General features: G+C 71.9%; 20 protein-coding genes. 11 read left to right on the forward strand and 9 right to left on the reverse strand.

Going from position 1 to position 19,589, the window contains the following annotated elements; translation table 11 throughout:
* Nucleotides 1-125: 125 nt before the first annotated feature.
* The 5 genes from CEB94_RS25160 to CEB94_RS25180 form a co-directional block, all read right to left on the reverse strand.
* Nucleotides 126-905 (reverse strand): succinate dehydrogenase iron-sulfur subunit, encoded by a 780-nt coding sequence (locus CEB94_RS25160; RefSeq protein WP_175434352.1) that lies wholly within the window; start codon nucleotides 903-905, stop codon nucleotides 126-128.
* Nucleotides 905-2,659, reverse strand: a complete 1,755-nt coding sequence (gene sdhA / locus CEB94_RS25165) for a succinate dehydrogenase flavoprotein subunit (RefSeq protein ID WP_175434353.1) — start codon at nucleotides 2,657-2,659, stop codon at nucleotides 905-907. The genes CEB94_RS25160 and sdhA overlap by 1 nt, the downstream gene beginning before the upstream one ends.
* Before the next feature lie 19 nt (nucleotides 2,660-2,678).
* Nucleotides 2,679-3,161: a succinate dehydrogenase hydrophobic membrane anchor subunit gene (locus CEB94_RS25170; RefSeq protein ID WP_175434354.1), complete on the reverse strand. Its 483-nt coding sequence runs from the start codon at nucleotides 3,159-3,161 to the stop codon at nucleotides 2,679-2,681.
* A 5-nt stretch (nucleotides 3,162-3,166) separates the two neighbouring features.
* Nucleotides 3,167-3,547: a succinate dehydrogenase, cytochrome b556 subunit gene (gene sdhC / locus CEB94_RS25175; RefSeq protein ID WP_031107855.1), complete on the reverse strand. Its 381-nt coding sequence runs from the start codon at nucleotides 3,545-3,547 to the stop codon at nucleotides 3,167-3,169.
* A 221-nt stretch (nucleotides 3,548-3,768) separates the two neighbouring features.
* Nucleotides 3,769-4,242 carry a 2-oxo-4-hydroxy-4-carboxy-5-ureidoimidazoline decarboxylase gene (locus tag CEB94_RS25180; RefSeq protein WP_175434355.1) on the reverse strand — a complete coding sequence of 158 codons (474 nt, stop codon included), beginning with the start codon at nucleotides 4,240-4,242 and terminating at the stop codon, nucleotides 3,769-3,771.
* A gap of 290 nt (nucleotides 4,243-4,532) precedes the next feature.
* Between CEB94_RS25180 and CEB94_RS25185 the strand changes: the two genes are divergently transcribed.
* The 4 genes from CEB94_RS25185 to CEB94_RS25200 all read left to right on the forward strand — a co-directional run bounded on the left by CEB94_RS25185 (nucleotide 4,533) and on the right by CEB94_RS25200 (nucleotide 7,949).
* Nucleotides 4,533-6,134: a beta-N-acetylhexosaminidase gene (locus CEB94_RS25185; protein WP_175437146.1), complete on the forward strand. Its 1,602-nt coding sequence runs from the start codon at nucleotides 4,533-4,535 to the stop codon at nucleotides 6,132-6,134.
* A gap of 95 nt (nucleotides 6,135-6,229) precedes the next feature.
* Entirely contained in the window at nucleotides 6,230-6,736 is a 507-nt protein-coding gene (locus CEB94_RS25190; RefSeq protein ID WP_175434356.1) for a hypothetical protein, read from the forward strand.
* Nucleotides 6,737-6,844: 108 nt separating this feature from the next.
* On the forward strand, nucleotides 6,845-7,399 hold the full coding sequence (locus CEB94_RS25195) for a hypothetical protein (protein WP_175434357.1): 555 nt from the start codon (nucleotides 6,845-6,847) through the stop codon (nucleotides 7,397-7,399).
* A 154-nt stretch (nucleotides 7,400-7,553) separates the two neighbouring features.
* Nucleotides 7,554-7,949, forward strand: a complete 396-nt coding sequence (locus CEB94_RS25200) for a hypothetical protein (RefSeq protein WP_175434358.1) — start codon at nucleotides 7,554-7,556, stop codon at nucleotides 7,947-7,949.
* 2 nt (nucleotides 7,950-7,951) lie between these two features.
* Here the strand turns inward: CEB94_RS25200 and CEB94_RS25205 are convergent, their stop codons facing one another.
* The gene (locus CEB94_RS25205) at nucleotides 7,952-9,163 is read right to left on the reverse strand and encodes an N-acetylmuramoyl-L-alanine amidase (protein ID WP_175434359.1); all 1,212 of its coding nucleotides are present in this window, start codon (nucleotides 9,161-9,163) and stop codon (nucleotides 7,952-7,954) included.
* A 217-nt stretch (nucleotides 9,164-9,380) separates the two neighbouring features.
* Between CEB94_RS25205 and CEB94_RS25210 the strand changes: the two genes are divergently transcribed.
* The 4 genes from CEB94_RS25210 to CEB94_RS25225 all read left to right on the forward strand — a co-directional run bounded on the left by CEB94_RS25210 (nucleotide 9,381) and on the right by CEB94_RS25225 (nucleotide 13,035).
* Nucleotides 9,381-9,998: an RNA polymerase sigma factor gene (locus CEB94_RS25210; protein ID WP_175434360.1), complete on the forward strand. Its 618-nt coding sequence runs from the start codon at nucleotides 9,381-9,383 to the stop codon at nucleotides 9,996-9,998.
* Nucleotides 9,999-10,151: 153 nt separating this feature from the next.
* Entirely contained in the window at nucleotides 10,152-10,940 is a 789-nt protein-coding gene (locus CEB94_RS25215; RefSeq protein ID WP_175434361.1) for a hypothetical protein, read from the forward strand.
* A gap of 383 nt (nucleotides 10,941-11,323) precedes the next feature.
* Nucleotides 11,324-11,998 (forward strand): RNA polymerase sigma factor, encoded by a 675-nt coding sequence (locus tag CEB94_RS25220; RefSeq protein WP_175434362.1) that lies wholly within the window; start codon nucleotides 11,324-11,326, stop codon nucleotides 11,996-11,998.
* The gene (locus tag CEB94_RS25225) at nucleotides 11,998-13,035 is read left to right on the forward strand and encodes a hypothetical protein (RefSeq protein WP_175434363.1); all 1,038 of its coding nucleotides are present in this window, start codon (nucleotides 11,998-12,000) and stop codon (nucleotides 13,033-13,035) included. The genes CEB94_RS25220 and CEB94_RS25225 overlap by 1 nt, the downstream gene beginning before the upstream one ends.
* A 202-nt stretch (nucleotides 13,036-13,237) precedes the next feature.
* Here CEB94_RS25225 and CEB94_RS25230 read toward each other — a convergent pair whose 3' ends face one another.
* Nucleotides 13,238-14,086: a L,D-transpeptidase family protein gene (locus CEB94_RS25230; RefSeq protein ID WP_175434364.1), complete on the reverse strand. Its 849-nt coding sequence runs from the start codon at nucleotides 14,084-14,086 to the stop codon at nucleotides 13,238-13,240.
* A 141-nt stretch (nucleotides 14,087-14,227) separates the two neighbouring features.
* On the opposite strand from CEB94_RS25230, the gene CEB94_RS25235 reads away from it, so the two are divergent.
* Nucleotides 14,228-15,808, forward strand: coding sequence for an acyl-CoA mutase large subunit family protein (locus CEB94_RS25235; protein ID WP_175434365.1), 1,581 nt, complete (start codon nucleotides 14,228-14,230; stop codon nucleotides 15,806-15,808).
* 48 nt (nucleotides 15,809-15,856) lie between these two features.
* Nucleotides 15,857-16,504 (forward strand): leucine efflux protein LeuE, encoded by a 648-nt coding sequence (gene leuE, locus CEB94_RS25240; protein WP_175434366.1) that lies wholly within the window; start codon nucleotides 15,857-15,859, stop codon nucleotides 16,502-16,504.
* A 10-nt stretch (nucleotides 16,505-16,514) separates the two neighbouring features.
* Here leuE and CEB94_RS25245 read toward each other — a convergent pair whose 3' ends face one another.
* Entirely contained in the window at nucleotides 16,515-17,918 is a 1,404-nt protein-coding gene (locus CEB94_RS25245) for an FAD-dependent oxidoreductase (protein WP_175434367.1), read from the reverse strand.
* A gap of 75 nt (nucleotides 17,919-17,993) precedes the next feature.
* Here CEB94_RS25245 and CEB94_RS25250 point away from each other — a divergent pair, with 75 nt between their 5' ends.
* Complete coding sequence (locus CEB94_RS25250; protein WP_175434368.1) at nucleotides 17,994-18,644, forward strand: TetR/AcrR family transcriptional regulator; 651 nt, start codon at nucleotides 17,994-17,996, stop codon at nucleotides 18,642-18,644.
* 14 nt (nucleotides 18,645-18,658) lie between these two features.
* Here the strand turns inward: CEB94_RS25250 and CEB94_RS25255 are convergent, their stop codons facing one another.
* Nucleotides 18,659-19,579 carry a class I SAM-dependent methyltransferase gene (locus tag CEB94_RS25255; protein ID WP_175434369.1) on the reverse strand — a complete coding sequence of 307 codons (921 nt, stop codon included), beginning with the start codon at nucleotides 19,577-19,579 and terminating at the stop codon, nucleotides 18,659-18,661.
* Between the last annotated feature and the right edge of the window lie 10 nt (nucleotides 19,580-19,589).

The raw sequence follows: 19,589 nt of genomic DNA on the forward strand, positions 1-19,589 counted from the left end.
GAGCATCATCGTAGGCCGGACGACCTCCGGGCGGCCCGTCCCGCTGCGTTCACCCGATGGTGTGGCATATGCCAGAGGGCCCCGTCTCCAGCGGAAACAGGGCCCTCGAGCGCAAGCGATCGATCTCAGTAGCGGCGCGTGATCAGCGCCCGCTTCACCTCGGCGATCGCCTTCGTGACCTCGATGCCGCGCGGGCAGGCGTCCGTGCAGTTGAAGGTCGTGCGGCAGCGCCACACGCCGTCGCGGTCGTTGAGGATCTCCAGGCGCTGCTCGCCGGCCTCGTCACGCGAGTCGAAGATGAAGCGGTGCGCGTTGACGATGGCGGCCGGGCCGAAGTACTGGCCGTCGTTCCAGAAGACCGGGCACGACGTCGTGCAGGCCGCGCAGAGGATGCACTTCGTGGTGTCGTCGAAGCGCTCGCGGTCCTCGGCGGTCTGGAGACGCTCACGCGTGGGCTCGTTCGTGTCCTTCGTGATGAGGAAGGGCATGACGTCGCGGTACGCCTGGAAGAACGGCTCCATGTCGACCACGAGGTCCTTCAGGACCGTCAGGCCCTTTATGGCCTCGACCGTGATCGGCTTCTCCGGGTTGATGTCCTTGATCAGCGTCTTGCAGGCAAGACGGTTCTTGCCGTTGATCCGCATGGCGTCCGAACCGCAGATGCCGTGCGCGCAGGAGCGGCGGAACGTGAGTGTGCCGTCGAGCTCCCACTTGATCTTGTGGAGGGCGTCGAGAACGCGCTCCTTCGGGTCGATCTCCACCTGGAAGTCCTCCCAGGTGGCCTCCGCCGCGATCTCGGGGTTGAAGCGGCGGACCCGGAAGGTGACCGTGATGTAGGGGGAGTCGGCGAAGCCGGGCTCGGGCTTGCCGGCCGCGTCTTCCTTGTCCAGAACGGGGGTAGCCATCAGTACTTACGCTCCATCGGCTGGTAGCGGGTCTGGACGACCGGCTTGTAGTCGAGACGGACGGTTTCGGAGCCGTCGGCGCCGACCTCGCGGTACGCCATGGTGTGCCGCATGAAGTTGACGTCGTCGCGGTTCGGGTAGTCCTCGCGGTAGTGACCGCCGCGGGACTCCTTGCGGGCGAGCGCGGAGACGGCCATGACCTCGGCGAGGTCGAGCAGGTTGCCCAGCTCGACGGCCTCCAGCAGGTCCGTGTTGAACCGCTTGCCCTTGTCCTGGATCGACACGTTCCGGTAGCGCTCGCGCAGCTCCGCGATCTTCTCGACCGCCGTCTTGATCGTCTGCTCGGTGCGGAACACCATGACGTTGGCGTCCATCGTGTCCTGCAGCTCACGCCGCAGCTCCGCCACCCGCTCGGTGCCGGTGGCGTCGCGCAGCCGCTCCACCTGCTCGATCACGAGCTCGGCCGGGTTCTCCGGCAGCTCGACGAAGTCCGCGTTCTGCGCGTACTCCGCGGCGGCGATGCCCGCGCGCTTGCCGAAGACGTTGATGTCCAGCAGCGAGTTCGTGCCGAGGCGGTTGGCGCCGTGCACGGACACGCAGGCGACCTCGCCGGCCGCGTACAGACCGGGGACGACCGTGGTGTTGTCCGCCAGGACCTCACCCTCGACGTTCGTCGGGATGCCGCCCATGGCGTAGTGCGCGGTGGGCTGGATCGGGATCGGGTCCGTGTAGGGCTCGATGCCGAGGTAGGTGCGGGCGAACTCCGTGATGTCGGGCAGCTTCGCGTCCAGCTGCTCCGGCGGGAGGTGGGTGAGGTCGAGGTAGACGTGGTCGCCCTCGGGACCGCAGCCGCGGCCCTCACGGATCTCCGTGTAGATGGAGCGGGACACGACGTCACGCGACGCCAGGTCCTTCATCACCGGCGCGTACTTCTCCATGAAGCGCTCGCCGTCCTTGTTGCGGAGGATGCCGCCCTCACCGCGGGCGCCCTCCGTCAGCAGGATGCCCATGCGCCAGATGCCGGTCGGGTGGAACTGGAAGAACTCCATGTCCTCCAGCGGCAGACCGCGGCGGTAGACAGCCGCCTGGCCGTCACCCGTCAGCGTGTGCGCGTTCGACGTCACCTTGAAGAACTTGCCGCAGCCGCCGGACGCGTAGACCACGGACTTCGCCTGGAAGACGTGGATCTCACCGGTCGCCAGCTCGTACGCCACGACACCGGCCGACTTCTTGACGCCGTCGACCTCGGTGATCAGCTGGTCCAGGACGTAGAACTCGTTGTAGAACTCCACGCCCTCCTTGACGCAGTTCTGGTACAGCGTCTGGAGGATCATGTGGCCGGTGCGGTCGGCCGCGTAGCAGGAGCGGCGGACCGGGGCCTCGCCGTGGTTGCGGCTGTGACCGCCGAAGCGGCGCTGGTCGATCGTGCCGTTCGGCGTGCGGTTGAACGGCAGGCCCATCTTCTCCAGGTCGAGGACGGAGTCGATGGCCTCCTTCGCCAGGATCTCGGCGGCGTCCTGGTCGACCAGGTAGTCACCGCCCTTGACCGTGTCGAAGGTGTGCCACTCCCAGTTGTCCTCCTCCACGTTGGCGAGCGCGGCGGCCATGCCGCCCTGCGCGGCGCCCGTGTGGGAGCGGGTGGGGTACAGCTTGGTCAGCACGGCGGTGCGGCTGCGCTTCGTGGACTCGATGGCCGCGCGCATGCCCGCGCCACCGGCGCCGACGATGACGGTGTCGTACTTGTGGATCTTCATGATTCTCGCAGCCCCGTGCCTAGCGGATGTTCGGGTCGAAGGTGAAGATCACCAGCGTGCCCAGCAGGATGGTGAACACCGTGGCGGTGTAGAGCAGGCCCTTGAGCCACAGCCGGGTGTTCGCGCGCTCCGCGTAGTCGTTGATGACCGTGCGCAGGCCGTTGGCGCCGTGCAGCATGGCGAGCCACAGCATCAGCAGGTCCCAGACCTGCCAGAACGGGGACGCCCAGCGGCCCGCCACGAAGGCGAAGCCGATCTTGGAGACGCCGCCGTCCAGCACGAGCTGGATCAGCAGGTGGCCGAGGACCAGGACGACCAGCACCACGCCCGACAGGCGCATGAACAGCCAGGCCGCCAGCTCGAAGTTGCCCCCGGTGCTCTTCGGGGACTTCCTGGTGCGCTGGCGCGGAGCCTCGATGAAGGGCGCCGGGTTGTCGACGGTGTAGACGGCGCCGCCCTCGACGGGGCCGACGCCGGCAGCGGTCTTCTCAGTCGTGGACATTGGCGTCAGCTCCCGAACAGTTCACGAGCGGCGTGGCCGAGGACGGGGTAGATCGCCCCGAGCATCAGCACGACCCACAGGGCGACGACGGTCCAGAGCATCTGCTTCTGGTAGCGGGCGCCCTTGATCCAGAAGTCGACGGCGATGACGCGCAGGCCGTTGAGCGCGTGGAAGAGGATGGCGGCGACGAGGCCGTACTCCAAAAGCGCGACGATCGGCGTCTTGTACGTGGCCACGACGGTGTCGTAGGCCTCGGGCGACACACGGACGAGTGCGGTGTCCAGCACGTGAACGAACAGGAAGAAGAAGATGAGGACGCCGGTGACTCGATGAGCCACCCAGGACCACATTCCTTCCCGGCCGCGGTACAGCGTTCCAGCCGGCACGGAAGTTTCCTCCGGGAGCGGGGATTGGGGCCGCGCCGGCTTGGTGTGTCGGTCGGGCCCGGCCGGGTACGGTCCACCGGCCCCCAGCATCGTAGCGATGCGCTGTCGCTGGGCTGAGCCCGGGTCCCGGGGTGTGATCAAACTGGCACGCAAAGGGGTACTGGTGGGCTAGTGCGGCCGGGGCCCGTGGGTGGTCTGTCCGCGATGCCGGGTGCGGGGTGTCAGTGGTTGAGCGCGCATTTCCCCGCGCCCCTGAGCGCATGCAGCAGACGCTGCCTCGCGAGCCGCCGGAGTTCGTCCGCCGTCACCGCCCGCTCCTCCTCGGGATCGTTGGTCAATCGTGACCGGATGGCTTCGAGGAGGCGGTCCAGGGTCTCGGACGGGGACAAACCGTCCAGGCAGATGACGAACACGTGTCCGAAGCGGGCCTCGTAGGCGGCGTGGGCCGCGCTCAGGGCGGTGTGGGCCGCGGAGTAGGTGTCCGGCGGCAGCGCGGGCAGGGACTCGGCCGCCAGCGCTTCCGTGAGGTCGGGCCAGGCCAGGTCGTAGGCCGCCTCGTCCGCGGCGGCCAGCAGGGAGTCCAGGTCCGGGTAGGGGCGGTGCTCGGCGACACGCCGGGCCCAGCGGTGGCTGCGCAGGCAGGGCAGGAGGGCCTGCTCCAGGTCCTCCTCGGAGGCTGCGTTGAAGTGCTCCACCGGTATGGCGAGCCGGCCGGGGAGGTCTGGGAGACGGTGCGCAGGCAGCGTGGGTCCTCGTGGGCGTCACGTGTGTCGGCAGGGCAAGTTGTGAGAGATGTGACGTCACGCTATCGAGTACGACCATGACGTGTCCGAAGGATGCCTGAATTTCACCCGGGAGAGAGAGATTCGGAACGCGTGGTGGACGCGCGCCAAGCGGCCCCGGGTTTTAGGTTGGCGGTGTGAGTCAGCACAGGCGCCGGATCTCGGCGAAGCAGGGAAAGCAGCGGCAGGTGCTGGTCGTGGCCATGGCCGTAGCGCTGGTCGTGGTCGCGGCCGGGGTGAGTCTCGGGCTCTGGGCGGCCTCGGGCGGCGACGGCGGGTCCACGGCCTCGGAGGCCGGAGCCTCGCGGGGGGCCACCGCGGCGGCGCCGCCGGACAGAGCGCCGGAGGCGGGCCCCACCCCCAGCCCGACCCGCTCCTATGCCCTGTCCGAGACGCCCCGGACCATCCCCGCCGTCCGTGACCACGAGCCGGCGCGGGGCCCGGGCTGGCGTCCCGGGAAGGGCAACCGGGTGGTCGTGGCCGACCCGGCGCTGGCCGACGAGGGGCGGCTGGTCGCCGGCGAGCTGGGAATGGCGTACGCGGGCGAGAAGGACGACAAGCGAGCCGGGGACCTGCGGCTGGCGCTGAACGAGGGCAAGGGCGCGAACCCGGAGTCGTACGTGATGACCGTGCGCGACGGGCGGGTGGAGATCGCCGGGCCCTCCGAGGCGGGCGTCTTCTACGGCACCCGCACGCTCAAGCAGGAGACGCACGACGGCGGCACGGCGCCCGAGGGGGTCGTGAAGGACGAGCCGGCCAAGGCGCAGCGCGGCTTCATGCTGGACATCGCGCGCAAGAACTTCACGGCCGGCTGGATCGAGGACCGGATCCGGGAACTGGGCGATCTGAAGTTCAACCAGCTGGGGCTGCACTTCTCCGACGACCAGGGCTTCCGGATCGAGTCCTCCTCGCATCCCGAGATCGTGTCGCGGCAGCATCTCACCAAGGCGCAGGTGCGGAAGATCATCGACCTCGCGCGGAGCCGGCACATCACGATCGTGCCCGAGATCGACTCGCCCGGGCACCTCGGCGCGGTCCTCGACGCCCACCCCGACCTGCAACTGCGCACCGCGCAGGGGTCGGCGGTGCAGGGCGCCATCGACATCTCCAAGGCCCAGAGCGCTCAGATCGTCGACGATCTGCTCAACGAGTACGCGGACCTCTTCCCCGGCGGGCCGTGGCACCTGGGCGGCGACGAGTACCAGGCGCTGACCCGGTCGAACCCGGAGGCGTCGTTCCCGCAGCTGGCCGCCGCCGCCCGGGAGAAGTACGGCTCCGGTGCGACGGTCGCCGACCTCACGACCGGCTGGCTCAACGACCGGGCCGACACCGTCCGCAGGCACCAGCGCGTCCCGCGCGCCTGGAACGACGGCTTCTTCCGCGGCACCTCCGTCCAGGCCGCGAAGGACATCCAGGTCGCCTACTGGACCGGCAAGGAGATCGGCGCCCGGCCGCCCCTGGAGTACCTGCAGGCCGGCCGCAAGGTGATCAACTACAACGACGAGTTCCTGTACTACGTGCTCGGCGAGCCGCAGACGTTCGTCTACCCGACGGGCCAGCGGATCTACGAGCAGTGGACGCCACGGGTGCTGCGCGGCACCGCGGCCGTGCCGGCGCGCTACGACGGCCAGATCCTCGGCGGGTCCTTCGCGGTGTGGTGCGACCTCGCCGGCTCCCAGACGGAAGACCAGGTGGCGGCCGGGATCCGGATGCCGCTGCGGGCGACCGTCCAGAAGCTGTGGGACCCCGACAAGCCCGAGCTGTCCTGGACGGAGTTCCGGGCGCTGGCGGACAGGCTCGGCTGACCGGCACGAATTGGCGCATACGGCTGCGAACTCCCGTACGGCTGTGGTGGTCTTCTGACGCGAGTGGAATCGAATATGCCGGGGGGAACCGGGACATGGGCTACTGGGGATACTTCGTCGTGGGCCGGGGGGAGCGGCCGCTGCCGGAGCTGGACGCGCTCGCGGGGGCCGGGGACGGTGCGACGCGGCGCGCCTCGGCGCCGGGCGGATGGCAGGTGTGGGAGTACCCGAGCAGCGACGGCGACATCGGGAACATGAACGCCCTCGCCCGGGAGACCGGGGCGCCCGCGCTCTTCGGGTACGTCATGAACAGCGAGTGCGTGGTGCTGGAGGCCGCGGCTCCGCAGAGCGGGGCGTGGACGACCTGCCTCGCGCGTTCCGCGATGGCCGGGTATGTGGGGGCGGACCGGGAGGGCCTCACGCTGGAGGACTACTTCCTGGAACCCGGCGACGCCGCCGAGCGCGCCGTGCGCTGGGCCGCCGAGGCCGGGTGCGAAGTGAACGCCGGCGCGCTGGTGGACGTACTGACGTCAGACCCCGATCCCCTGGCCGAAAACTTGTTGTTCCGCTTCCTGGACAGACTGGGCGTGGTGCCCCTGTGACACTCCGGGGGCGTTGCGCGCAGTAAGGGGAAGTGCGGGTTCCGTGAGGGGCGAGGGTCGGTAGCGGCCTGGTCGGGCCCCTGAGAAGGCCCGCGGAGGGAGGCGTGGATGAGCCTGGTGGAGTTGATCGCACAGGCCGACGAACGCGGGCTGGCCGCGAGCGGGCTGGCTTGTTTGGACCGGTGCGTGCCCCTGCTGGGCGGCGACGACGAGCTCCTGCGGCCGGTGTGGGCGAGCCTCAGTGACGGCGCCGAGGCCGGTGACTGGGGCGAGCGGCTGGAGCAGGCCCGCGGCAAGCTGGACGCGGCCGGCGCCGGGGACCGGGCGGCCGTGCTCGCCCACCGGATGCTCGAGGCCGCTCCCGCCGATCGGTCCGCCGCCGGAGTGCGGGTGTGGGCCGACGCCTGCTCCGTCGCATCCCTGCAGATCCACCGGCTCCTGGACACCGCCGAGGACGAGGCCTCGTCCGTCGACTCCCGCCGCGAGGGCCGTACGGACGGCATGTCCCCGCTCGTCGCCGCCGAACTGCGCCGCCAGATCACCGTCCTGGAGGTCCTGGCCGGTCACGGCCCGGCCGGGCTGCGCCGGGCGCTGGAGGTGTCGATCGAGGGGCGGCGGGTGCTGCGCGCGGTGGTGTCCCGCCGGAGCCGGCAACAGGGCTGAGGCAGAGGGCCGCCGGGAGCCCGAGGGTCCTAAACCCCGCTTCCTGGAAGAGTCCTGTGACTGTCCCTTGAGCGAGCTGGGGTGGTCCTGCGCCGCTTCGGGGAAGCCGCCGATTCCGGGTGACGAAACGCTTCGCCACAACGCTTTCCGGGATGTGACGACTCAAGCGGAGACCAGGCCATCGGCGGCTGCCAAGCCGCTGCGATGGGCGGCGGACACAGTGGCGACGATGCGCGAGGGGGCACGGCTGCACCTCGACTACTCGGCACAGAGTCTGTGGAGCATCGACCGGATGATCGAGGCGATACGGCGGGAAGGAGCACCCGACGCCGCCGTCCAGCAGGTACTGCGCGGCTTCGGCGCCTACGCGGGTGAGGTGATAGTGCGTCAGACCGGCGCCGAGTGGTGGGCGACCGGCGGCGACCACTGGATCCGCACCCCCGAGGGGCGCCTGTGGGATCCCATCGACGAGGCCCGCCGCTGCTACGCCGGCCATGGATCGCTGCGGCTGCTGTGCCGGGACGCGGTGAGCACCGGGCCCCGGCCGTAGCGTCACCGCCCGAGTACGCCCGCGTCCGCGTCGTCGTTCTCGCCTTCGTCCTCGTCCTCGTCCTCGTCCAGGAGCCCCGGCGGCTGCGAAGCGGGCTCGGCCGCCGGCTTGCCGGCGTTCGCGGCCAGGGTGCGGATCTCGGGCAGGTCGTCGTAGAGGTGCTGCCCGGGACACTCGGTCGGGTAGCCGTCGCGATGCCCGGAGATGCGGTGGAAGGTGGCCTTCTGCCCCAGCTTGTACTTGCCGTTGTCGGCACCGGAGGTCAGGACGACCGTCCCGGTCGGGTCGATGCCGTAGAGGCCGAGCTTCCACGCCGCGACCTTCGCGACCGACTCGCGCACCGCGGCGTTGGTGGCCGCCGTGGAGTAGTCGCCGAGCACCGAGACGCTGCTGGTGGCGGTGTTGAACCCGTAGGCGTGCGCGCCCAGGACGGGCTTGTCGATGCCGCCCGCACGGCCCTCGAAGACGGTGCCGCACTTGTCGACGAGGAAGTGGTAGCCGATGTCGTTCCAGCCGTTGCTCTGCACGTGGTAGAGGAACACGCCGCGCACGATCGACGCCGACTCGGAGCAGGCGTAGTCGTTGGTGCCCGCCGTGTGGTGGACGAACATCGCCTTGGTGTCGCCGGTGTACGTGGGCGGGTCCTTCACCAGGGACTCGTCGGCGCCCCAGGCGGAGCGCGACGTGACGACGGGGCGCTCGGCCGAGAGCGAACCGGCGGCCGGCCCGACGACGTCCGGCTCGACGGCCTCGGTGTGCACGGCGTCCGGCCCGGCCTCGGGGTCGACCAGTTCGACGCGCAGCCCCGCCGGCAGGCGCGAGCCCGAGACGCGCACCTGGACGCCGTCCGAGGGCCCGGTCCACAGCGGCTGGGTGCTGCCCCGCACACCGGCCCGGTCCCGGTCGAGGCCGGCCTCGGGCGTTCGGACGTCGGTCTCCAGGGGGCGCCACGCGCTCCACGCGCCGCTCTCCCGGGAGCGGGTGCGCACCTGGGCGGTGCCGTCCAGGGCCGCCTCCGGGTCGTCCCAGGTGACGCCGATCAGGCTGAACGGCTCGGTGGTGCGCGGGGCGAGGGACCGTTCGTGGGGGTCGCCGTCCGGCACCCGGACGGTGTGCACACCGTCCGAGGAGGCGGCCCGGGCGGGCTGGGTCAGACCGAGGGCACCGAGGGCCAGGGCGGTGGCGACGGCGGTGCGCAGGAGGCGGGGTGTCATACGGCGCTCGCCTTTCGTGGGCGGTGGCATCGCGAGCAGAGCTCCCCGGTACGTCACTTGGCCGAAACCCCCGCGGGGCCGGGCTCCCGAGGACGGCGGGCAGGGTTGACCCGAACGGTCGTCGGCACCCGGCGGCCTGACGCGCTGTGACACTTCCGCGCGGGCCGGCGCTGATCACGGTGGGAGGGCGCGCACTCGGCACGGACGAGGACGGTACTTGGGTCACGGAGCGGAACCCCGGCGCGGGCAGGCGTACGACGGGGAACTGGGCGCGGCCGTCGCGCGGGCCCAGCAGGGTGACGAGGCGGCCTTCGCGGTCGCCTACCGGTTCGTGCAGCCCGGACTGCTCGGCTATCTGCGCGGCCTGGTCGGGGACGACGCGGAGGACGTGGCGTCCGACGCCTGGCTGGAGATCGCCCGGGACCTCGGGCGGTTCCGGGGCGACGGGGCCGGCTTCCGCGGCTGGACGGCGACCATCGCCCGGCACCGGGCGCTGGACCACTTGCGCCGGCAGCGGGTACGGCCCCGGCCCTCCGCGCTGGAGCAGGACGTCCTGGACCTGCCCGGGCCGCAGAGCACGCACGACCAGGCGCTGGAGGCCATCTCCACCGAGCGCGCCCTGGAGCTGGTCCGGGGGCTGCCGCCCGACCAGGCCGAGGCCGTGCTGCTGCGGGTGGTGGTCGGCCTCGACGGCCCGGCGGCCGCACGGGTGCTGGGCAAGCGGCCCGGCGCGGTACGCACGGCCGCCCACCGGGGCCTGAAACGCCTCGCCGGGCAGCTGGGCGCGGCGAGTGTGACGGATGAGGCTCCCCGGACGCTGGGGGAGTCGACGTGAGCGGAACCGGCGGTTTCGCTCACGGTGCGGGCGGCTCCCGCGGACCCGGCGCCCTGAACAGGGCGGACCGGCGGGACGTACTGGGGCGCGGCGGGCCGGCCGACGCCGGTGGAGCGGACGGAACGATCGGATCGAGCAGGAACGGAAACGGACATGGGTGAACGGCAGAGCGACGGCGGGCGTTCCGGCCGTGGTTCCCGTCACGCCCTCCTCGACTCCGACGTGGAGGCGCTGATCGTCGCCTCCCTCATCCGGGACGGTGTCGACGCGGAGGCCGAGCAGCGGGCCGTGGCCGCCTTCCGGGCCGCCCGGGACGCCGGTGCCCTGCGGACGCGCACCCGACGCCGGGACGACTGGCGTGCCCGGGAACGGCGCCACCTGGGGCGGTCCCTGAAGACGACGTTGTCCGTGCTGCTCGCCAGCCTCACGCTGGGCGGTGTCGCCGTGGCGGCGATCGGCGTGGCCGGATCGCCCGGGGAGGGCACGAAGGACGCCCCCGAGCGCCCGCCCGCCCCGAGCAGCGCCCCGCGCGACCCTGCCGGGAAGCCTCCCCGTCAAAGCCACAGCCCCGGCACCGGCACCGGCTCGGCCCCCGCCCACCCGGACCGGCCGGCCCCCGCCCAGGACACCGAGGCCCACTGCCGCGCCTACGAGCGGGCCGGGGAGCGCGGCAAGGCCATGGAGGCGACGGCCTGGCAGCGTCTGGTGGCCGCCGCGGGCGGTGAGAGGAACGTCACGGCGTACTGCGCCGGGCAACCGGCCGAGCAGCGGGGCGTGAGCGGTGGCTCCGGGAACGGCGACCCCGCCAAGGACGGCGGCACACCCGCCAAGGACGACGGCACACCCGCCGCGGACAACGGCGCGGGCAAAGGGCCGGACAACGGCGCGGGCAAGAACCGGAGCGAGGACAAGCGCTCCCAGCCCAACGACCGTCAGCGGTAAGGGATTGCGCGAACGCCGGCCGGAACCGCCGGGCCGAGTGGGCGTATCCGCCGGCACCCGCCATGGCAACGGCCGAGGCCGCCACCCCCCACAGGAGAGGCCCCGGCCGTCGCGCGGCACGGGCCGCGCGGCGGCCCGTACTTCCTACAGCGCCCGGTGTGCGTTTTCTGTCACACCCCGCGGCGTCACGGCTTAGTTGCATCTCGGACGGACATGGACGGGGAGTGGTTTCAGGTCGTAACGTGCCATTCGCGCCAACGCGAAGGCGGCAAGACCACCGCAACCACCTGCGGGCTTGTAACCGCAACCACCAATTGAGCAACCACAACGGCGAGAACCCGGTCCGCGAAAGCGGCGCCGGTTGAGGCGCAGAAGGGCGCGCGGTGCTGGGGGACGACGCGGAGCTGACCGCTGCGGTGCGCGCGGCACAGGACGGAGACGAAAACGCGTTCCGGACTGTCTACCGCACGGTGCATCCGCGGCTGCTCGGGTACGTACGGACGCTGGTCGGCGACCCCGACGCCGAGGACGTGGCGTCCGAGGCGTGGCTTCAGATAGCCCGCGATCTGGAGCGGTTCACCGGTGACGCGGACCGGTTCCGCGGCTGGGCCGCCCGGATCGCCCGCAACCGCGCGCTGGACCACATACGCATGCGCGGGCGCCGGCCCGCGATCGGCGGTGACGAGACCGAGCTGACCGGCCGGGCCGCCGAGTCGGACACCGCAGGCGAGGCCATGGAGGCGCTCGCCACCGACGGCGCGTTCTCCCTGATCTCCCGGCTGCCGCAGGACCAGGCCGAGGCGGTCGTGCTGCGCGTGGTGGTGGGGCTCGACGCGAAGACCGCCGCCGAGACGCTCGGCAAGCGCCCGGGCGCGGTCCGCACGGCGGCGCACCGGGGTCTGAAGCGGCTCGCCGAACTGCTCGGCGACGACCCGCAGGCCGATCCGGAATCGGCCGGGGTGCTCGACGCCCTGCCGCCCCAGCGAGAACCGCGCGGCGGTGCGGTGACGTCCGCAGGTGTGACGCATAGCGTTGCGCGGACGCAGAAGGATGTGTGATGGCCGACGAGCAGTACAGGTGGCTGGACCGCGAAACGGCGGAGCGTTTGCTGAGCGGAGAGCCACCCGGAGCCGTCGAAGGCGCCGGCCGGGACCAGGCCGAACACCTCGCCAGGACCCTCGGCGCACTGTCCGCCACACCCCCGCTGACCAGCGATGAACTCCCCGGCGAAGCCGCGGCGATGGCCGCTTTCCGCAAGGTCCGCGCGGAAGGCGCCGACGTGGCCGCGGCCCGCCCGGCCACCGGCCGGCAGGACGCGGCCGAGGTCGCCGAGGCCGGGCTGGTCCGGATCGGAACCCCTGGCGACAGCGGCATCGTCGTCGCCCGGCGGCCCCGCTGGGCCCGTCCCGCCCGCCTCGCCCTGGCCGCCGCGCTGGCCGTCGGCATGGTCGGCGGGGTCGCCCTCGCGGCTGGAACCGGAGCCCTGAGGGCACCGTTCGGCGGCGGCGAGCCCGGCCCCGGCGCCTCCGTCTCGGCCGCCGTCACTCACCCGGAACGCCCGCTGGTGTCACCCTCGCCGAGCGACGCCGCGCAGGGCGGCTCCACCCCCGACGACACCCCGAACGGCTCCTCGGCGGGCGGGTCCTCCGGTACGCGGGACCGGGACGAGGGGCGCGACGACGCCGCCCCGAAGCCGGACGACCGCAAGGACCGCCCGGACGACCGCGAGGAGATCACCTCCGCCTGCCGCGACCTCCGCGACGGCAAGCGGCTGGACCCCGACCGCAGGCGCGCCCTGCGGGACGCCGCCGGTGGCCTGCGGGTGTGGAAGTACTGCAAGGGCGTCCTGTCCTCGGCCGGCTCCCGCTCGGGGGAACGCGGGAACGACGACCACGCGGACAAGGGCCTGCCCCGGGGCGAGGGCGCGGACCGGGGCCCCGACCAGGACCGCAACCAGGACCCGAAGCAGGACAAGGCCGAGCGGAAGGCCGACAAGCGGGCCGGGAAGAAGGCCGACAAGCAGGCCGAGAAGAAGGCCGACGACGAGGACGCCGCGGACCGTGGCCGGTTCCGGAGCTCTCTCGCACCGCTGTGACCTGCGGTTTCGCACTCCGTGAAAATTTCCTGGCCAAGGGTGTGACGTTTTCGGCCGCCCCGGCGCAGTAATGAGTGAGCCGACTGGTCATCGGCCGTTGCACAGAGCCGGGGTTCCCCCCGTACCTACGGCTCGTGCACCTGAGCGCGGGCGGGACACGTTCCCCCGGTCCCGCCCGCGCCCCAACTTCGCCTCCCCGCCGTCACCAGGACACGACGACCTTGTCGCCGTCGCGGACCTGCGCGTACAGCTCCGCGATCGCCGCCTCGTCCCGTACGTTGACGCAGCCGTGCGAGGCGCCCGCGTAGCCCCGGGCGGCGAAGTCCGCCGAGAAATGCACCGCCTGGCCGCCGCTGAAGAACATCGCGTAGGGCATGGGCGAGTCGTAGAGCGTCGACACGTGGTCGCGGGACTTCCAGTAGACGGAGAACACGCCCTCCCGGGTCGGCGTGTACTGCGAGCCGAAACGGACCGCCATCGTCGACACGGTCCGCCCGTCGACCATCCAGCGCAGCGTCCTGCTGGTCTTGTCGACGCAGAGCACCCGGCCGGTCCGGCAGCGCGCGTCCGGCGGGTCGGCCTGCTGGCCGCCCATCAAGAACAGCTCCCACCGGCCAGGCTCGCGCGTCATGCGCAGCAGCCGCTGCCAGGTGACCGCGTCGGTCTTCCCGGTGCGCGGCAGTCCCCGCTTGCCCTGGAACCCGCTCACCGCCCGCTGCGTCGGTTCGTCGTACGTGCCGGTCGGCCCGTCGAACAGCCAGGCGACCTGCCGCAGCCGGGCCTGGAGCTCCCGGACGTCCCGGCCGGTGTCGCCGCGGGACCACAGCACGCGGGGCGGGGCGGGAGCCGCACCGGGCTTGTCGTCGTCCGACGGCGACGCCGGGTCCGGCTCGTCGCCGCCACCGGCGGGCGTGCGGTCCGGGGACGGGGTGGCGCCGGGCAGCTCGATGTGCACCGGCGAGCGGCGCTTCCCCTCGTCGTCGGGGGCCTGCACCGTGCAGCCGGTCAGCGCGGCCACCACGGCGAGTCCCGCCACGAACGCTCTCCCCATGCCCGTAGTACGCACACGGCCCCCCGCTCGTCTCACCGGCGTGCCCGGATGTCACCTGAGATGCTTCCCCGGGCGTGACCCGTCGCGAACCAGGGGGCATGGTGGTGAGCGAGGTCACTGCTCTGCGGGAGGCAACCCACCATGGCGCGTGAGTCGGAGTCCGGACTGCCCATCGAGCCGGTCTACGGGCCGCAGTCCCTCCAGGGCTGGGATCCGGCGGAGAAGCTGGGGGAGCCGGGGGCGTACCCGTACACCCGTGGTGTGTATCCGTCGATGTACACCGGCCGTCCCTGGACGATGCGCCAGTACGCCGGTTTCGGTACGGCCGCGGAGTCCAACGCCCGCTACCGGCAGCTGATCGCCAACGGCACCACGGGTCTGTCGGTCGCCTTCGACCTGCCCACCCAGATGGGCCACGACTCCGACGCCCCGATCGCGCACGGCGAGGTCGGCAAGGTGGGGGTCGCCATCGACTCGGTCGAGGACATGCGGGTGCTGTTCGGCGGGATCCCGCTGGACCAGGTCTCGACGTCGATGACGATCAACGCCCCCGCGGCCCTGCTGCTGCTGATGTACCAGCTGGTCGCCGAGGAGCAGGGGGTCGGCGCGGAGCAGCTGACGGGCACGATCCAGAACGACGTCCTGAAGGAGTACATCGCCCGGGGCACCTACATCTTCCCGCCCAAGCCCTCGCTGCGGCTGATCGCGGACATCTTCCGGTACTGCCGGGCCGAGATCCCGAAGTGGAACACCATCTCGATCTCCGGCTACCACATGGCCGAGGCGGGAGCCTCGCCCGCGCAGGAGATCGCCTTCACCCTCGCCGACGGCATCGAGTACGTCCGCACCGCTGTCGCGGCGGGCATGGACGTGGACGACTTCGCCCCGAGGCTGTCGTTCTTCTTCGTGGCCCGCACGACGCTCCTGGAGGAGGTCGCCAAGTTCCGTGCCGCCCGCCGGATCTGGGCCCGGGTGATGCGCGAGGAGTTCGGCGCGCGGGACCCCAAGTCGCTGATGCTGCGCTTCCACACCCAGACGGCAGGGGTGCAGCTGACGGCGCAGCAGCCGGAGGTGAACCTCGTCCGGGTCGCTGTGCAGGGTCTGGCCGCGGTGCTTGGCGGCACGCAGTCCCTGCACACCAACTCCTTCGACGAGGCCATCGCCCTGCCCACCGACAGATCCGCCCGTCTCGCCCTGCGCACCCAGCAGGTCCTCGCCCACGAAACGGACGTGACGGCGACCGTCGATCCGTTCGCCGGGTCCTACGTCATCGAGAAGATGACCGACGACATCGAGGCCGCTGCCATGGAGCTGATGGCCAAGGTCGAGGAACTGGGCGGTGCCGTCGACGCCATCGAACGCGGCTTCCAGAAGAACGAGATCGAACGCAACGCCTACCGCATCGCCCAGGAGACCGACTCCGGCGAACGCGTCGTCGTCGGCGTCAACCGCTTCCGGCTCGACGAGGAAGAGCCGTACGAGCCGCTGCGCGTCGACCCCGCCATCGAGGCCCGGCAGGCCGAACGCCTGGCCCGGCTGCGCGCCGAGCGCGACCAGCCGGCCGTGGACGCGGCCCTGGCCGCGCTGAAGAAGGCCGCCGGGGGCGAGGACAACGTCCTCTACCCGATGAAGGAGGCCCTGCGGGCCCGGGCGACCGTCGGCGAGGTCTGCACCGCGCTGCGTGAGGTGTGGGGGGCGTACGTCCCGTCCGACGTCTTCTGACCGATCGCCGGGGCGGGGGTGTCAGACCCGCGTGCCACACTCATTCGCATGTTCGGTGTCGTTGATCTGCCCACCTACCTGGCGGGCCTCGTGCTGATCGTCCTGCTGCCCGGCCCCAACTCGCTGTACGTACTGTCCGTGGCCGCCCGCCGTGGCGTGCGTGCCGGATACAGCGGCGCTGCCGGAGTCTGGTGCGGGGACACGGTGTTGATGACGCTCTCCGCGGCCGGAGTCGCCTCGCTGCTCCAGGCGAACGCCGTGCTGTTCGCCATCGTCAAGTACGCGGGGGCCGGATATCTGACCTGGCTGGCCCTCGGCATGCTGCGGGCCGCCTGGGGCATGTGGCGGACGCGGGGGGAGCGGACCGCCGGTGACGGGGTGCCCGAGCCCGCCGAGGAGCGGCCCTTCCGCCGTGCCTTCGTCGTCAGCCTGTTCAACCCGAAGGCGATCCTCTTCTTCGTCGCCTTCTTCGTGCAGTTCGTGGATCCGGGGTACGCCTATCCCGCCCTGTCCTTCGTCGTCCTCGGCGTCCTCGCCCAGCTCGCCAGCGTGCTCTACCTCAGCGCGCTGATATTCGGCGGCACCAGGCTGGCCGCCGCCTTCCGCCGCCGCAGGCGCCTGTCGGCGGGGGCGACTTCGGCGGCGGGCGCGCTGTTCCTGGGCTTCGCGGTGAAACTGTCGCTGGCGGGTCCGTAGGGCAAGCCCCCTAGCACCGGCCGAAGCGGGCCAGGTAGTCCGGGAGTCCGGCCGCCGTGTCCGCCGCCCAGCCGACATAGCCGTCGGGGCGGACGAGGTACAGGCCGGGCCCGTACGTGCGGGGTGCGGGGCCCTGGACGACCCGGATCCGCCCGCCGGGATCCGGTGCCTGTGCGCCGCCCAAGGCCAGCAGCGTCCAGTGCGGGCCGCGGAACGCGTCGAAGAGCCGGACGCCGGCCACCGTTCCGTCGGGTGCGCGGTCGCCCGCCCGGAGCGGGCCCGGGCCGGTCCGGGTCTCGCGGGTGGACGACTGCCGGTAGCCGAGGCCGAGTTGCCGGGTCGCCTCGCCGCGCCGGGTCTCGCCCCGGTGCACACGGGTGGACAGCCCGAGCACGTCCGCGGCTATGGGCCGCCGCTCCTCCTCGTAGGAGTCGAGCAGGGCCGCGTCCGCGCCGCCACGCAGCACTGCGCCCAGCTTCCAGCCCAGGTTGTAGGCGTCCTGGACGCTGGTGTTGAGGCCCTGGCCGCCGGCAGGGGAGTGCACGTGCGCCGCGTCGCCGGCCAGGAAGAGCCGCCCGGAGCGGAAGCGGTCCGCGAGGGCCGCCCGGGGGCGGAAGTCCGAGGCCCAGCGCAACTCCGTCAGGCACTCGGGCGCGAGGTGCGAGCGGGTGGCGACGACCTTCCGGATGCCCTCCAGGGAGAGGTCCGGTGCCGTCCCGTCCGGGAACTGCGCGACCAGCTGGAAGTCCTCGGTGCCGGCCAGCGGGCAGATCGCGAGGAAGCCGCCGCCCTCACCGGGTGGGAAGACGTGCCAGTTGTCCCGGTCCAGGCCGCTGATCCGGACGTCCGCCACCAGCGTCGGGTTCGGGTCGACGGTCTCGCCGGTCATACCGATGCCGAGCAGCCTGCGCACGGTTGAGCGGCCGCCGTCCGCCGCCACGGCGTAGCGGGCGGTGAGGACCTCGCCCGAGGCGAACTCCGCGCGCACACCGCCCTGGTCCTGCGCCAGCCCGACGACTTCCCGGCCGAAGGCCACCTCCCCGCCCAGTTCCTCCAGCCGCGCCCGCAGGATCCGCTGCGTGCGCCACTGCGGCACCATCCACGGCTCGGTGTACGGCGCGTCCTCGCTCGGCTCGGCCGCGTCGAACATCCGGTGCTCGCCCGCCCGTCTGCCGTCCTGCCAGATCATCCCCACCGGGTAGGTGCCGCCCGCCGCGCGGATCGCGTCGAGCACGCCCAGGTCGTCGAAGACCTCCATCGTGCGCGGCTGGATCCCCTTGCCGCGCGAGCCGGGGAACAATGCCTCCGCCCGCTCGACGACCAGCGCGGCCACGCCCCGCCGGGCGAGATCGATGCCGAGTGCCAGACCTGTCGGGCCCGCGCCCACCACGAGCACGTCCGTGTCCCTGTCCATCGGCCACCCTCTCCTTAACGCTGTTAAGTAGCTTCGCTTCACGAGAGTCGCCTTAACGGTGTTAAGTTGTCAAGTGTGAGTACGGAACGACGTGAGCCCCTGGACCGCCGACGGGTCGCGGGCACCGCGCTGCGGCTGCTGAACGAGACGGGCCTGGACGGCCTGACCCTGCGTGCCATCGCCCGGGAACTGGACGTGAAGGCGCCCGCCCTCTACTGGCACTTCAAGGACAAGCAGGCACTGCTCGACGAGATGGCGACGGAGATGTTCCGCCGGATGGTCGCCGGTACCGCCCTCGACCCCGCCGACACCTGGCAGGAGCGACTGCTGAGGACCAACCGAGGGCTGCGCGCGGCGCTGCTCGGCTACCGGGACGGCGCGAAGGTGTTCAGCGGCTCACGCTTCACCGGCATCGAGCACGCCGGGCAGATGGAGGACAACCTCCGCCTGTTCACGGCCGCCGGTTTCACCCTCGCCCAGGCGGCCCGCGCGCTCACCACGACGTACCTGTACACGCTGGGCTTCGTCACCGAGGAGCAGGGCGTCCAGCCGCTGCCGGGCGAGCGCCGCGAGGGCTACGACATGGACGAACGCGCCCGCCTGATGGCCGACTTTCCCTTGTCGGCTCAGGCGGGCGCGGAGATCTTCGGGGACTACGACCGGCACTTCGAGGAGGGACTGGCCCTCGTGATCGGGGGGATCGGGGCGCGCTACGGGGTCTCATGACGGGGTCCGGCGCATCAGGACCGTTTCGCGCGGGCCCGCCGTACGGCCCGGGTGACCACGGGTGGCAGCAGGTCCTTGGCGAGCCGGCGGGCCCGGGACGGAGCGGGCCGGGCCGGGCGCGCCGCACGCGACTCGGCGACCTGGGGGGCGGGGGCCGGCGTGGCCACGGGCTCCACGTAGTGCCGTGAGGGCGGGAAGGACGGCGGCTTCATGCCGCGGGAGCGGGCCCGGATCAGCCGGTGCCCGGCCGCCTCCTGCATGCTCAGCCCTACGTCGGAGCGCTGCCGCAGCATCTCCAGCAGTTCCTCCTGGAGCGGCTCGGGATCGCCCCAGGTGGCGTACAGCTTCTGCGTGCTGAGACAGACCGGGTTCAGACCGCGATTGAGGACGGCCTCCCAGGCGGCGACCGAGACACCCGGGGTGTGCTCGGACCGGAAGTCGTCGAGGACCACGATGCCCTCGGGCAGCAGGATGTCGTGGGCCGCGCCGATGTCGCCGTGCACGTGCTCGTACAGGTGCGAGGCGTCGATGTGGATGAAGCGGCAGGTGCCGGCGGCCACCTTCTCCGGCACCAGGGAGCTGGGGCCGGTGATGACCGTCGGCAGGGTGTCGTGGAAGGAGAGGTAGTTCCGCTCGAACGCCTGCTGGGTGAGCGAGGCGTACGACTTGGCCGCCTCCGCCTGGTTGGCCCCGTCCGGGGCGTCGCCCTCGAACAGGTCGCAGACGGTGAAGTGCTCGCCGTCCTGGAGGTGGTGGCCGAGGAGGATCGCGCTCTTGCCCATGTAGACGCCGAGTTCCAGCAGGTCGCCCTTTGTGCCGGCCTTCTTCTGCTGTTCGAGGAACCAGGTGAACAGCATCTGGTCCAGCGGCGGGAACCAGCCCGGGACGTCGGCGAGCTCGCCGGGGTGCGTGTCGGTCGCTTGTGCGTGGGTCATGAGGCGAGCC

This window comes from Streptomyces hawaiiensis, assembly GCF_004803895.1.
GTDB lineage: Bacteria > Actinomycetota > Actinomycetes > Streptomycetales > Streptomycetaceae > Streptomyces > Streptomyces hawaiiensis.

Excerpts from the sequence above, each read along its gene's own strand:
- CEB94_RS25160 (WP_175434352.1), bottom strand. The coding sequence starts at position 905 with ATGGCTACCCCCGTTCTGGACAAGGAAGACGCGGCCGGCAAGCCCGAG.
- sdhA (WP_175434353.1), bottom strand. The coding sequence starts at position 2,659 with ATGAAGATCCACAAGTACGACACCGTCATCGTCGGCGCCGGTGGCGCG.
- CEB94_RS25170 (WP_175434354.1), bottom strand. The coding sequence starts at position 3,161 with ATGTCCACGACTGAGAAGACCGCTGCCGGCGTCGGCCCCGTCGAGGGC.
- CEB94_RS25185 (WP_175437146.1), top strand. The coding sequence starts at position 4,533 with ATGGCCGTAGCGCTGGTCGTGGTCGCGGCCGGGGTGAGTCTCGGGCTC.
- CEB94_RS25190 (WP_175434356.1), top strand. The coding sequence starts at position 6,230 with ATGGGCTACTGGGGATACTTCGTCGTGGGCCGGGGGGAGCGGCCGCTG.
- CEB94_RS25195 (WP_175434357.1), top strand. The coding sequence starts at position 6,845 with ATGAGCCTGGTGGAGTTGATCGCACAGGCCGACGAACGCGGGCTGGCC.
- CEB94_RS25205 (WP_175434359.1), bottom strand. The coding sequence starts at position 9,163 with ATGACACCCCGCCTCCTGCGCACCGCCGTCGCCACCGCCCTGGCCCTC.
- CEB94_RS25215 (WP_175434361.1), top strand. The coding sequence starts at position 10,152 with ATGGGTGAACGGCAGAGCGACGGCGGGCGTTCCGGCCGTGGTTCCCGT.
- CEB94_RS25225 (WP_175434363.1), top strand. The coding sequence starts at position 11,998 with ATGGCCGACGAGCAGTACAGGTGGCTGGACCGCGAAACGGCGGAGCGT.
- CEB94_RS25230 (WP_175434364.1), bottom strand. The coding sequence starts at position 14,086 with ATGGGGAGAGCGTTCGTGGCGGGACTCGCCGTGGTGGCCGCGCTGACC.
- CEB94_RS25235 (WP_175434365.1), top strand. The coding sequence starts at position 14,228 with ATGGCGCGTGAGTCGGAGTCCGGACTGCCCATCGAGCCGGTCTACGGG.
- leuE (WP_175434366.1), top strand. The coding sequence starts at position 15,857 with ATGTTCGGTGTCGTTGATCTGCCCACCTACCTGGCGGGCCTCGTGCTG.
- CEB94_RS25245 (WP_175434367.1), bottom strand. The coding sequence starts at position 17,918 with ATGGACAGGGACACGGACGTGCTCGTGGTGGGCGCGGGCCCGACAGGT.
- CEB94_RS25255 (WP_175434369.1), bottom strand. The coding sequence starts at position 19,579 with ATGACCCACGCACAAGCGACCGACACGCACCCCGGCGAGCTCGCCGAC.